Source organism: Pleurocapsa sp. PCC 7327 (genome assembly GCF_000317025.1).
Taxonomy (GTDB): domain Bacteria; phylum Cyanobacteriota; class Cyanobacteriia; order Cyanobacteriales; family Microcystaceae; genus Hydrococcus.
The window spans coordinates 1,636,177-1,648,799 of the sequence record NC_019689.1; the positions used below are offsets into that span (position 1 = coordinate 1,636,177).

Annotated in this window: 11 protein-coding genes and 1 pseudogene; 3 read left to right on the forward strand and 9 right to left on the reverse strand. The window is 44.3% G+C overall.

Annotated elements, in window-relative coordinates:
* Positions 1-144 precede the first annotated feature (144 nt).
* The 6 genes and pseudogenes from PLE7327_RS07345 to PLE7327_RS26405 form a co-directional block, all read right to left on the reverse strand.
* Positions 145-984: a nitrate ABC transporter ATP-binding protein gene (locus PLE7327_RS07345; protein ID WP_015143223.1), complete on the reverse strand. Its 840-nt coding sequence runs from the start codon at positions 982-984 to the stop codon at positions 145-147.
* A 101-nt stretch (positions 985-1,085) separates the two neighbouring features.
* On the reverse strand, positions 1,086-3,089 hold the full coding sequence (locus tag PLE7327_RS07350) for a nitrate ABC transporter ATP-binding protein (RefSeq protein ID WP_015143224.1): 2,004 nt from the start codon (positions 3,087-3,089) through the stop codon (positions 1,086-1,088).
* Between the two features lie 75 nt (positions 3,090-3,164).
* Entirely contained in the window at positions 3,165-4,001 is an 837-nt protein-coding gene (gene ntrB / locus PLE7327_RS07355) for a nitrate ABC transporter permease (RefSeq protein WP_015143225.1), read from the reverse strand.
* Between the two features lie 43 nt (positions 4,002-4,044).
* Positions 4,045-5,400, reverse strand: a complete 1,356-nt coding sequence (locus PLE7327_RS07360) for a CmpA/NrtA family ABC transporter substrate-binding protein (protein WP_015143226.1) — start codon at positions 5,398-5,400, stop codon at positions 4,045-4,047.
* A 606-nt stretch (positions 5,401-6,006) separates the two neighbouring features.
* Positions 6,007-7,101, reverse strand: a complete 1,095-nt coding sequence (locus PLE7327_RS07365; protein WP_015143227.1) for a cell wall metabolism sensor histidine kinase WalK — start codon at positions 7,099-7,101, stop codon at positions 6,007-6,009.
* A gap of 94 nt (positions 7,102-7,195) precedes the next feature.
* Positions 7,196-7,294: pseudogene (locus tag PLE7327_RS26405) on the reverse strand (metallophosphoesterase); the annotation flags it as partial.
* A gap of 153 nt (positions 7,295-7,447) precedes the next feature.
* On the opposite strand from PLE7327_RS26405, the gene PLE7327_RS07370 reads away from it, so the two are divergent.
* Positions 7,448-8,062 (forward strand): hypothetical protein, encoded by a 615-nt coding sequence (locus PLE7327_RS07370; protein ID WP_015143228.1) that lies wholly within the window; start codon positions 7,448-7,450, stop codon positions 8,060-8,062.
* Here PLE7327_RS07370 and PLE7327_RS07375 read toward each other — a convergent pair.
* Entirely contained in the window at positions 8,041-8,748 is a 708-nt protein-coding gene (locus tag PLE7327_RS07375; RefSeq protein WP_015143229.1) for a response regulator transcription factor, read from the reverse strand. The two genes, PLE7327_RS07370 and PLE7327_RS07375, sit on opposite strands and share 22 nt — an antisense overlap.
* A 140-nt stretch (positions 8,749-8,888) precedes the next feature.
* On the opposite strand from PLE7327_RS07375, the gene PLE7327_RS07380 reads away from it, so the two are divergent.
* Together PLE7327_RS07380 and PLE7327_RS07385 are read left to right on the forward strand one after the other, a co-directional pair.
* Positions 8,889-9,101: a DUF2555 domain-containing protein gene (locus PLE7327_RS07380; RefSeq protein WP_015143230.1), complete on the forward strand. Its 213-nt coding sequence runs from the start codon at positions 8,889-8,891 to the stop codon at positions 9,099-9,101.
* 67 nt (positions 9,102-9,168) lie between these two features.
* Complete coding sequence (locus PLE7327_RS07385) at positions 9,169-9,672, forward strand: hypothetical protein (protein ID WP_015143231.1); 504 nt, start codon at positions 9,169-9,171, stop codon at positions 9,670-9,672.
* 39 nt (positions 9,673-9,711) lie between these two features.
* Here PLE7327_RS07385 and PLE7327_RS07390 read toward each other — a convergent pair whose 3' ends face one another.
* Entirely contained in the window at positions 9,712-11,463 is a 1,752-nt protein-coding gene (locus tag PLE7327_RS07390; RefSeq protein WP_217523347.1) for a metallophosphoesterase family protein, read from the reverse strand.
* 214 nt (positions 11,464-11,677) lie between these two features.
* Positions 11,678-12,613 (reverse strand): succinylglutamate desuccinylase/aspartoacylase family protein, encoded by a 936-nt coding sequence (locus PLE7327_RS07395; RefSeq protein WP_015143233.1) that lies wholly within the window; start codon positions 12,611-12,613, stop codon positions 11,678-11,680.
* Positions 12,614-12,623 lie beyond the last annotated feature (10 nt).

Genomic DNA, 12,623 nt, shown 5'->3' on the forward strand with positions numbered 1-12,623 from the left:
TGCATAGATTCTATAGAAAGACCTTCCCCTTGACAAGGAAAAGGTTCAATTTTTTAGTTAAAAATTATTAATAGGAAAATAAATCTATCATTATAACTCAACTAACTTGCGAGCAAGTTAGTTGAGTTATTAAACCTAGAACCCTTATGCCGCATCGTCGCGAGCAAAGCGATTATAGAGAAAGTCTAGGGCATAGTTACGCAGATCGTAGTATTGCGGATCTTCCATAATGCGTTCCCGATCTCTCGGACGCGGAAAAGGAATCTCCAGAATCTCGCCGATGTTTGCCGCCGGCCCGTTGGTCATCATGACTAAGCGATCTGCCAAAAATAGGGCTTCGTCGATATCGTGGGTAATCATCAACACCGTACAGCGATGCTCGTTCCAAATTTTGAGCAATTCTTCTTGTAATTCCTCTTTGGTGATAGCATCCAATGCCCCAAAAGGTTCGTCTAAAATTAAGACTTCAGGACGAATTGAGAGCGCTCTAGCGATGGAAACCCGTTGTTTCATCCCACCAGAAATTTGCGGGGGTTTTTTCTCTGCTGCTTCCGACAATCCCACCATCGCTAAATGGTCGCGAACGATCGCTCTTTTTTCCTGTTCCAATTTTTTGGGATAAACAGCATCGACGGCTAAATAAACGTTCTCAAATACCGTCAGCCAAGGCAGGAGAGCATAATTTTGGAAAACCACCATGCGATCGGGACCCGGTTTTTTAATGGGTTTTCCGTTTACGCGAACCGAACCAGTTGTAGGGCTGGCGAAACCGGAAACCATATTCAACAACGTTGATTTACCGCAACCAGAGTGACCGATAACGCAAATAAATTCCCCTTCATTAACCGTCAGATTGACGTTTTCTAGGACAGTATAAGGTCCTGCTGGAGTGGGATAAACCTTGGAGACACCTTCAATAACCAGAAAGGCTTTATCATCAAAAGCTTGCGATCTTTGTGGAATCGTATTTTGAACGGCTTGCATCTTTTTCTATTGTTGATTGACGACTGGTTTTTTATTGGTTATTGGTTAGTGGTTAGTCGATCTTTTGCTGGCTAACTCCTAACCACTAACTACTAACCCTCTTAAGCAGCTATCGCTTTCGGTGCATTTAGATGAACTTCTGCCATCGTGACGTTGCGCTTGATCTCTAATTTATTGAGATAGCCTAGCGGATCTTCAGCATCGAATTCAATGCCATCAAACAACTTAATTGGTTCGCGGCGATATTTGATGTCACTCAAGCCCAGTTCTCTAGATGCAGTACTAAACACGCTCACGCGGCAAACTCTTTCTAGAATTTCTAGCCAGTTACGCGGCAAAGGAATATCTCCCCAACGCGCTAGTTGCGTCATCATCCAGAGGTGTTCCGTGCGACTGGGACGATTGACCCCATCGCCGAAGAAGAGAAGGTGCCCGTATTCGTACATGGGTTTATCCAAGCTACAAGTGTTAGCATTGGGGTCGCCTAATTGAATGTATTCAATCCTGGTGCTAAGATACTTGCGATCGGCAAGCATTTGGCGAATTTCTTCGTGGTTGGCAGGATCGGCACAGTAGCGACAGCCCTCCAAAATAGCCTTTACTAGAGCGACATGGGTATTGGGATAGGTATTAGCCCAGTCTTCTTTAACTCCCAAAACTTTGCCGGGGTGTCCCAGCCAAATTTCTAAGTCGCTGGCGACGGTGAAGCCAACTCCTTCCATGGCAGCGCGTAGGTTCCAAGGGTCGCCGACGCAGTAACCGTCGATCGTGCCTGCCTTGAGATCGGCTACCATTTGAGCGGGAGGAATGGTCTTGATGGAAACATCGCGATCGGGATCGATCCCGCCCGCTGCTAACCAGTAGCGCAATAAAATGTTGTGCATGGAAGAAGGGTGTACCACGCCAAGGGTATGGGGTTCTCCATCCAACGCCAATAGCTTCTGTTTGAATTCTTTAGCGTTGGTCACTCCCTGTTCGTAAAACTTTTTCCCTAGCGTAATCGCATTGCCGTTGCGGGTCATGGTTAAGGCGGACACGATGGGGATGGGGGTCTCATCATGACCGCCTGCGGTTAACCAAGTCGGCATGCCGGCGGGCATCTGTGCCCCATCTAAATAACCGCCAATGACTCCATCGACAATCCCGCGCCAACTGGTTTCTCGCACCAAGTTAACTTCGTCTAACCCATGCTTGATGAAAAAGCCTTTTTCTTTGGCAACAACGAGGGGAGCGCAGGCAGTGAGAGGAACGAAACCAATTTCTAGGTTGATTTTCTCTAAGCCATGACGGGCAACGACGGCGGTTTTCTGCGCCCGGATTTTCTTGATGCGTTTTTGTTGGTTGAGAAAGTAAATAATTTCGCTCCGCAAGCTGTAGTAACTGGGGTGGTTGACGACTTCCATGCGTTTGCGAGGGCGAGGAAGGTCTACTTCTAAAATTCCCCCGATTTTGGAAGCGGGTCCGTTGGTGAGCATCACGATTCGGTCAGACAAAAGCACGGCTTCGTCTACGTCGTGAGTGACCATGACGGAGGTAATATGATATTCGTCGCACAGCTTCATTAACTGCTCTTGCAAACTTCCCCTGGTGAGGGCATCTAGTGCGCCAAAAGGTTCGTCGAGCAAGAGCAATTTGGGACGAATGGAGAGGGCGCGGGCGATCGCAACCCGTTGTTTCATCCCCCCCGATAGCTGTTTGGGCAGCTTATCGACGGCATGGCGCAAACCGACCATATCGATATACTCATCTACGACTTGGCGGCGTTCGGATGCAGGCGCACCCACCATTACCTCATCGACTGCCAAACTAATGTTTTGTCTGACTGTCAGCCAAGGTAGGAGAGAATAATTTTGGAACACGACCATGCGATCGGGTCCTGGTTTCTTGATGCGTTGCCCTTCTAGGGAGACGACTCCCTCGCTGGGCAAATCCAGTCCGGCAATCATGTTTAGTAGTGTGGATTTCCCGCAACCGGAGTGACCGATGAGAGAAACAAATTCGCCTTTTTTAATCTGTAGATTGATTCCTTTGAGGGCAACGTACTGTCCGCCTCCGGTAAGGTTAAAAACTTTGTCAATGTTGTCAACTGCTACAAAAACGCCCATTTTCACTAATCAGTAATCAGTAATCAGTTTTTAGTAGCGCGGGCAAGATGCCCGCGCGAACGCTACGCAAACCCGTTATTCGCCTGGAACGATGAGGGTTTGTATCCAAGCAACTAAACGATCGAGAATCAACCCAACCGCACCGATATAGACGAGCGCCAAAATAATGTCGCTGATGTAGTTATTTTGATAGGCATCCCAGATAAAGAAGCCAATTCCTACAATCCCGGACATGACGATTTCCGCAGCGATAATAGCCAGCCAAGCCAAACCAATTGCAATTCTCAATCCGGTGAAGATATAGGGCAGTGCAGAAGGAATGAGGATTTTGAAAAAGAATTTCCGATTGGAGAGCTGTAGAACTTGTCTGACGTTGATATAGTCTTGCGGGATCTGCTGAACGCCTACTGCCGTGTTAATGAGAATCGGCCAAACTGCGGTGATAAAGATTACGAATAGGGCTGCGGGTTGGTTCTGTTGCAAAGCAGCCAGAGAAAGGGGAACCCAAGCCAAAGGCGGTACGGTTCGCAGGAACTGGAAGAGGGGATCTAGAGCTTTGTTAATCATTGGACTCACCCCGATTAAGATGCCAACACTAATGCCAACTAAGGCTGCTAGCGAATAGCCGATTAAGACTCGCTTTAAACTTTCTAGTGTCTGCCAAAATAAGCCTTTGTCAGTTCCGCCGCGATCGAAGAAAGGATAGAACAAATAAGTGCTAGTTCGCTCGTTTGTAACGACCTCTATCGGACCTGGCAGCTTAATCAGCCCGATTGCCGAAGACAATTGCCATACGACTAAGAACACCACAATTCCTATAACAGCGGGAAGAAAATCCTTAGAATATTTTTTCCAGAATTCGCTGACGGGGTTTTCGGCCGAACCATTACGACTTCTTAAAGTTGCGGTCATTTTTTAAGTTTTCCTCCTTGATTGTTTTAGATTCGTCTTTGTTTTATGCTTTCTTGATTTCCAAACTATCTAAATAAGCTTGTGGGTTTTCCGGGTCAAATTCTTTGCCATCAAAAAACTTTTCTACTCCTCTAGAAGTGCTAGAAGGAATATCCGCTTCGGCGATTCCTGCTTCCTTAGCCGCTTCTTTCCAAAGATCTTCGCGATTTACTCTATCGATTAGCGCTTTGGCATTGGTTAAGGTATCTTTGGGTAGGAAGCCCCAACGAACGCTTTCTGTCAGGAACCAGAGATCGTGGCTCTTGTAGGGATAAGAGACGCTACCCCTAGGATCTTTCCAGTACAGCACGCCTTGCTTGGCGATATCCTTGATATCTGCTTTGCCATCGCCCATCTTGTAGCCGACTGTCAATGGCTCTTGGAGAACGGCTACAGGTACGTTAAAATAGCCAGCGGCAGACAGGATTTTTGCCATTTCTTGCTTGTTTTCAGTCTTGTCGCACCACTGCTGTGCGTCCATAATTCCTTTTAAAAGAGCTTTGGTAGCTTTGGGGTTCTTGTCTACCCAATCTTTTCGGATGGCTAAATATTCCTCTGGATGGAAAGGCCAAATTTCAGACGTTAAAGCTGCCATGAAGCCGATATTGTCGGCAACAATCCGGTAGGGCCAAGGGTCGCCCGTACTGAAGCCATCCATGGTTCCAGTTTTCATGTTGGCAACCGTTTGCGCAGCTGGTACGGTAAGGATGTTAACATCCTTATCTGGATCGATCCCTGCTGCGGCAAACCAGTAGCGAATCCAAAAGTCCTGATTGACTTTTGGAAAGGTCTGGGCAGCTTTGAAGGGAGTACCTGCTTGCTTGAGACCGATAATATAGTTTTTCGCTCCTTTGAGATCGAGTCCAATTCCTTTGCCTTGGTGCTTGTTGGCGATCGCGATTCCATTGCCCTGCGTATTCAACTGCGCCAACACATACATGGGGATTTTCACATTATTTTTAGTGATTAACCCTTCAGAAATTAAATAGGGCATAGGCATCTGCCACTGACCACCGTCAATCCCGCCAGCCGCCGAACCAATCTCTACGTTGTCTCTAGCTGCTCCCCAGTTAGCTTGCTTGGATACCTCGACTTCGGTCATGCCATATTTGGCAAAGAAGCCTTTTTCCTTCGCTATAATGAGTGGGGCTGCTTCTACGATTGGAATAAATCCTAGTTTAATTTTGGTGGTTTCGGGCGTTGTTTCCGGCGTTAGACTAACAGGTGCAGCCTCTTGGGCTGGTTTAGAGGCAGTATCTGGCGGATTTCCTACGCAACCTTTAAGCAAAACTGCACCTGCACCCGATGCAACGGCTACAGAGATAAATTTACGGCGAGAAAATTTAGAAAAATCAGACATAAAACCTCCGGGCAGACTATTCCTTTGCTGTAAATAAGATTAAGAAAAAATTAATGAGCCATAAACTCAGAAAATATTGGCATCACAAGATGCAATGAGTATTCAATAAACACTCAAAAGACTTTTCCTTAAACGATCTGGCAAAAGACTATGTTAGTTTGATGGATTATTCAGAAGGTTGAATTGATTTAATAGATAAGTTTACATCCTTTTTAAAAAAATACTTAAGTTTTTTCTGAAACTCATAAAGAAAAATTTAATTTCATCTATAAGTATTGATTAAGATGCTCGTATTGCGAGGATCTTCGCTTCAAAAGCTAGGTTTCTTTAATAGAGTTTTATCTATAGATTGATATTAATTTTTGTTAGATAAGGAGAGTAAAAAGAATTAATTAAATGATCGAGATAGATATTAATCAATTGCTTGAAATCGATATCAATCGTTCATGGTAAATAGATTGACTACTATGAATACCAAGGGCGTTCAACTAGATTGAATAACATCTATTAATAAAATAGAGTATGGACAATGAATACTGACGCTTAAATACTTAAATAATTAAATCTGAGATGTTTAATAACCCAGAGACTGATATCAGATAACCGTCAAGCAATCGGAAGCGAAAAGCGAAACGTACTTCCTTTGCCAAACTCGCTTTCGACTTCGATTTTACCGCCTTGAAGTTCGACTAAACGACGCGCGATCGCAAGTCCGATTCCGGTTCCGCCGGAGTAGCTGGCGCGGGATTTATCGGCACGCCAAAAACGCTCGAAAATATAAGGTAAATCTTCCGGTGCAATGCCGATTCCCGTATCGGTAACTGCTATCCAAACCCAATTTTTATCTCGCCAAGCGCGAAGTACGATCGAGCCTTTCTCGGTGTAGCGCAGGGCATTACCTAGTAAATTGACTAATATTTGTTCGGTGCGATCGAGATCGGCTAAGACAGGTGGCAGATCGACCGGACAATCTAATCGTAATACGGGACCTTCTTCCAATAATTGATTGGCAAATTTTTCTAGTAATGACTTTAAAATTGGATATAAATGAATTTTTTGGGGATTAATCGATAAATATCCCGCTTCGGCTTTAGAAAGTTCTTGTAGATCGCTGGTCAATCGTTCTAAACGTCGAGTTTCTCTTACCAAGCGTAGATATAATTCCGATGAAGGTGCGATCGCGCCATCTGCTAATTCTTCTAAATAACCCCGGACTACTGTTAAAGGCGTTCGCAGTTCGTGAGTCAGATCGCTAATTAATTCTCGCCGTCGTTTTTCGACATCTTCTAGGCTACTTGCCATGCGATTGAAACTCTGCGCCAGTTGATTTAATTCGGGAATTTCACTGCCTGGCATCCTTTCTTTTAAATCCCCTGCCGCAAATTTTTGGGTAATTTCTTTCATTTGCTTGACGGGTTTGGTCACTCGCTTCGATACCCAATAACTCAATCCTCCTGCTGTCGTTGCCCCAGCGACAACCGACCAAATCGCACTACTATCCCAAGCGGTTTTAAAGCCTTCAACTAAGTAAGTCCGCGCCGAACGAATAGTAAAAAATCCTCTTCTCTCCAACTGTTCTAAACGAATAACAAACATTTGCGGAGAAGAAAGTTTCGCGATCGCGATAAAACTTCCCAAACCCACAATCATCACCAACAAGTGGGAGAAAAATAAGCGCGTTCCCAAACTAAACTTAGCCAAGATCGCTCCTCAGATAAGTTTTCATGATACGATATTTAAATTAAGTCGATCGAGACCGATAGAGGAATTGCGATCGCGATAGGTTTAACTAATATTAACGCTCGCAAACATGAGTAGGATCTTCTGCTTTTTCTGCAAACTCCAATCCCCTTGCCAAACGCTATGCAAAAATCGGCGGTAAACCCTTCTCAATCTGCGGACTAAAGTTTATATAAAATACAAATTCCTCGCGAACACTTTTTCCCTACAAACGGGAATGGAAATATAATTTCTGATAACGATTATTATTATATCAGATGTCTCGCTAGTCGAAGCAGTAATTTAAAGCCAAGATAGAGCAGGAGTTATGGGTAATTCTGAAGCTGCGATCGCCCCTTCTTTTCAGAGAATGAATCAATGGGAAACAGCTCATCGTTCTCTTGCCCAAAGTCAACTTTGGTCATTTCTCCTGATTGCCATTGGCAGCGCCAGCAGTTTCATCTATCCCCATCCCCCGCTAGTCGGATTGGCTGTCATCGCTGGAACGACCATTGCTCGACCAAAGGCGATAATAGCGGCCATTCTCATCTGGTTAGTCAATCAAATTTATGGCTTTAGTATTCGTCAATATCCGCAAACGATTGAATCCTTGATTTGGGGATTAGTAATGGGTGCGGGAACAATTTTGGTGGCTTTAATTGCTACCGTCAGACCTCAGTTTAGTCGAGGAAGGTGGACGGGTCACAGTTTATGGTTGGGAATTACTGTTTTGAGTGGATATGTTTTATTTGAAGGAATTGTCTTTCTGGTAGGGCAATTAATAGGACAGTCGCACGTCTTTACGTTGAAAATTCTCTGGGGAATTTTAGTCAAAGAACTTGTCTGGGCGATCGCGCTGGGTGGCATTCATGCTTTACTCTTGATATCCGCGATGCGCGATCGCCCTACAAAAAACAACTCTCAACCATCTTCAAATTTATAACCAAGACCGACAATGGTTTTAATAAAAGTTGGATTGGCGGAATCGGGTTCGATTTTTTTCCGCAATCGTCTGATATGAGTATCGACTACTCGTTCGTCTCCATAAAAATCATTTCCCCATAATTTATCGATTAGTTGCGTGCGACTCCACACTCGACCCGGATAACTGATAAACGTAGCAAGAAGATTAAATTCAAGGGTAGTCAGATCGAGGGGTTCTTCTTGTTCGGAGTTCAACCGGCGACTGGCAGTATGGCGATCTAAATCGACGATAAAATGTGACGTTCGATAAACTTGAGTTGGCTGTTGTTCGACTTGTCGCAAGCTGCGCCGCAATAGCGCCCTCACTCTGGCGACTAATTCTCTTGGGCTAAAAGGTTTGACTAAATAATCGTCTGCTCCTGTAGAAAGACCGATGACGCGATCGATCTCTTCTCCTTTGGCGGTTAGCATCAAAATATAGGGGTCTTTTTTACTGGGTTTTTGTCTTATTCTCGTACAAACCTCTAACCCATCCAAACCGGGAAGCATGAGGTCGAGAATAATAAGGTCGGGTTGCTGTTGTTGGAAAATCTCCAATGCCTCTAGTCCATTATTGGCAAGACGGCATGAAAACGATTCTCTTTCTAAAGTTTGTTGAATCAGTTGGGCAATTTCCACTTCATCTTCAACAATCAAAATATTCATGTTCTTAGATTTTGCTAGAAAAATCTTTCTTTATCTTGCCTTTATTTAATTGGCATTAACAATTACAAAAAGAAACAATGAGGTCGGGCTAAAATGTAAAAGGCTGTCAGAGAAAAATGGTATTAGGGGAGGTAAACGAAATGACGGCTACGAGTTTAACTGAACAAGAAATTGCCGCGTTAACGCCAGAGGATGTTGCTCATTTAGCTGCGCGCTTGGAACGAGACGATTACAATAATCCTTTTGAAGCTTTGCAGGATTGGCATTTGCTGCGGGCGATCGCGTTTCAGCGTCAAGAATTAATCGAACCCTATCTCCACTTGCTCGATATCGAAGCCTACGATGAGGCATAGTAGCACTTGAAAGTCGCCTTCTCATCCCAAAATATAAAGCTGTAAGAGAGAATGGTGTTGGTAAGCTATGCTGAGTCTGAAAAATCTCCTGGTTACCTTCTCAATAGTGATTTTTATTACTTTAGCCAGTGGCTTGGGATTAGTTGCCCCGGCTGAGGCAACTACAGTAAGCTTTCAGTGGACTGGGAAGGCAGGATATTCAGCCAAAGGGTTATTTAGCTACGATCCGCCGACAGTTCCAACGATTGTTTCCGAGAAAGGGGCTGGGAAAACAAATGTCTTACAGTCTTTAGTCGTGACTTTTTATACTCCCTCTGGGGCACCGATTGGCACTTATGACAATGTGGTTAATGGAGTTGCTCAAGGACATTTTTTTGAATTCAACTTCGATCCCACAACGCAACAAATCGTTGGACGTGTCGATTTAGGTGGCGAATTAGCTGGCGAGATTTATTTAAAAGGAACGGTCGATGACGAGTTATCCTTGTTTTCAGTAGATAAATCTGGTTTTGAGCGCATTATCGATCGCGGTTCCGACTCTTTGGCAGCATTTCGCCAAGTCTCAAGCTAGAGATTTTGTTAATGATTAATTATCCCTCGCTAGCACTAATCAACGATGAACCGATAACCCGATCGCAAATTCATCAAACTTGACGACTTCGGAGTTGGGTTGGCGCGTATCAAAATAATAGCTACTGACGGTTCCATTACTCGTATCTAAAATACTAAATACAGTAATGTCATTACTGGCAATATAAGGGAGCGATCGCCCATTTTCATCTAACAAAGGCGCAATTGTTGGAACTACGGGTTCTAGTCCATTTGGATCGCCAAGAGCTACATAATCTAAGTTAGGATTATCTGTTGGAATCGGTCTTCTATTTTCTCCGATATGAGCGCCGTAAGTATTGCCCACATTAGACGATTCTAAGAAATGTATGCCGCTGGAACTAACAAAGCGATTCCACAGATGAGAATGTCCGTAATAGACGAATTGCACGCCTGCCGATTCTAAAATCGGCATGAGATCGCGGATGATATAATCATTTTTTCGGGGATAATCATAACGAACCGATTTAAGGCTTCCATCCGATGTATATTCAAGCCGAGGAATTGGATCTGTGTAAGGCGGAACGATATTTCCTCCTAAAGTATGAACTGGATGATGGAACATGACAATTTTGTATTTTGCCTGCTTAAACTCTTGACTTTGCAGTTCTTCTTCTAGCCAACGATATTGATTGCTTCCTTTGGCGATAGGTTCAAAAATAATTTGCCCGTAGCCCCACTTTTGTGGATTATTTAAGTCCTGTTCGCTTTCTTTATATCGACCGCGATCTTTAGGAGCGAGACTAGGAGATCGCCACATATTCGTCACATATAAAACAACTAGACGGATATTGCCAAAGGTGACGGCATAGTATTTTTTTCCACCCGAACTATTTTGAGGTAGAGAAAAAATTTCTTCGTAGGTATCTGTATTAAAAGAATTATTTTTTATCCAATTTTCTTTTGCTTGAGAATCAATTTCTGGATTTGTTGTTTGATAATATTTTTCGGCTTGAGTACGAGGAAAAGAATCATCAAATTGATCGTTTAATGGTGTTTCCATCGAAAATCTTCCCATTACTTCATGATTGCCGATTGCGGGAAATAAAGGCGCATGTTGAATTAATTCGCCGCCATGATAGATAGTTTTAACGCCATTTTTTTCTAAAGCATAATTGGCACGACCTTGAAGACAAGGGAAAAAAGCACCGCCCCTGCTATCATCAAACCATTCAGAAGCGCGATCGGGAATATTGACTAAATCGCCGGCAAAAAAGACAGCATCCACTCGTCCGACGGTTTCCACGACTTTCTGTAGATTCGCTGCGGTGAGGGGCATCAGTTGATGATCCGAAGTCAGCAGAATTTTTAGAGGCGTTCCTGGTTTGGGAGTAGATGCCAAGCTAAAAATATCGCTTTTAACTTCTTCTGTTTTCCCATCATTGTCACGCACGCTGATAGCTTGATAAGGAACTCGTCGATTGGGCGTTAACCCTGTCACTTCGACTTCGTGTCGCCAAATATCCCGCTTGGTTGTCTGCGTATAGCCTGGGGTGACTTTTGAGTTTTTATCTTCTCTAACGCGGCTAAGCTTGGTTGTCGTCGCTTCTGCCGAGAGTTCGAGGCTGTTTCCATAAATAACTCGATGGTTAGAACCTTCAAAATCCGTAAACCAAACAACCCGTACCGAGTTTTCAGTTGGCATTTGCAGGAAGGGATCGCTTAGGAAAAAGGATGTAGCCATTCTGGGAGACTCTCTAGTAGACACCACTATTATGAAGGCAATGGCAGCGAGTAGGAGAAAGGCAGCCATCGTTAGAATCGTATAGGTTCGCGATCGCCCTCTTGAGAAAAAGAACATCAATGTCGCTAATTGTTGTACTGATTCTATTATTTATTGCTAACTGGCTTTTCTCGGAGTCTTTAGTCTTTTTTCCCATGCATGTCCTTAATTGGCTGGGACACTACAGTTGGTTTTGCCTAGTTGGTCTTTTATTAGCACTGTTGAGCTGGTTTTTTGGAGACGACTAGATTAAGGCTAAATGCACGATGCCATCGCCTTGGTTGACGAGAGGATTTTGGGTATGTCCGATGACCATGCCCTTTTTTGGGGCGCGAACTTTCGTGTTAGTTTCGCCAAACGCATCGGTAATGATTCCCAAGGACTGCTTTTTCTCAACTTGTTCCCCTAACTTAACGGCTAAGTGCAAGATGCCACTGCGAGATGCTCTCACCCACTTAGTTTGAGAAACTTCTACCGATGCTACCTCCGTCGTCGGAAAGGGTAAAGGATACATGCCCAAATAGTCCATTACTCGTAAAATTCCATTCGTGCCAATTTGAATCGCTTGCTCGTCAAAGCGCAGGGCTTCTCCTGCTTCGTAAAGTAAAATGGGAATTCCTTGTTGCTTGGCTGCGTGACGCAATGAGCCATCCCGCGTGGTGGCGTGAATGAGAAGAGGGGCACCAAACGCTTTAGCAAAACGATAGGTTTCTTCGTCCTCCAAATTAGTACGAATTTGAGGGAGATTGATGCGAGGGATAGCAGCCGTATGGAGATCGATGCCGTGGGTACAGCGTTTGACAATTTCCGTCATGAATAAATGTGCCAAACGGGCGGCTAAAGAACCATTCGGAGAACCGGGAAAAGAGCGATTTAGGTCTCTGCGATCGGGCAAGTAGCGAGATTGTTCGAGAAAGCCAAATACGTTGACGATAGGAACTGCAACTAACGCCCCGCACAACTTTTTCGGTTTTATCTTCTCCAACACCTGCCGGATGATTTCTACGCCATTGATTTCATCTCCGTGAATGGCAGCACTCAACCACAATCTCGGTCCGGCTTTTTTGCCATTGACGACAATGACGGGTAGAGAAATAGGGGTTTGGGTGGGTAAATGCGTCACCGGAATTTCTAGTCGCTGTCGTTTCCCAGGCGGAATCGTTTCTCCAGCAATTTCCATCTCGTTAATG

Coding starts and splice junctions, on each gene's coding strand:
- PLE7327_RS07345 (WP_015143223.1), bottom strand. CDS start 984: ATGCAAGCCGTTCAAAATACGATTCCACAAAGATCGCAAGCTTTTGAT.
- PLE7327_RS07350 (WP_015143224.1), bottom strand. CDS start 3,089: ATGGGCGTTTTTGTAGCAGTTGACAACATTGACAAAGTTTTTAACCTT.
- ntrB (WP_015143225.1), bottom strand. CDS start 4,001: ATGACCGCAACTTTAAGAAGTCGTAATGGTTCGGCCGAAAACCCCGTC.
- PLE7327_RS07360 (WP_015143226.1), bottom strand. CDS start 5,400: ATGTCTGATTTTTCTAAATTTTCTCGCCGTAAATTTATCTCTGTAGCC.
- PLE7327_RS07370 (WP_015143228.1), top strand. CDS start 7,448: ATGGGTAATTCTGAAGCTGCGATCGCCCCTTCTTTTCAGAGAATGAAT.
- PLE7327_RS07375 (WP_015143229.1), bottom strand. CDS start 8,748: ATGAATATTTTGATTGTTGAAGATGAAGTGGAAATTGCCCAACTGATT.
- PLE7327_RS07380 (WP_015143230.1), top strand. CDS start 8,889: ATGACGGCTACGAGTTTAACTGAACAAGAAATTGCCGCGTTAACGCCA.
- PLE7327_RS07385 (WP_015143231.1), top strand. CDS start 9,169: ATGCTGAGTCTGAAAAATCTCCTGGTTACCTTCTCAATAGTGATTTTT.
- PLE7327_RS07390 (WP_217523347.1), bottom strand. CDS start 11,463: ATGGCTGCCTTTCTCCTACTCGCTGCCATTGCCTTCATAATAGTGGTG.
- PLE7327_RS07395 (WP_015143233.1), bottom strand. CDS start 12,613: ATGGAAATTGCTGGAGAAACGATTCCGCCTGGGAAACGACAGCGACTA.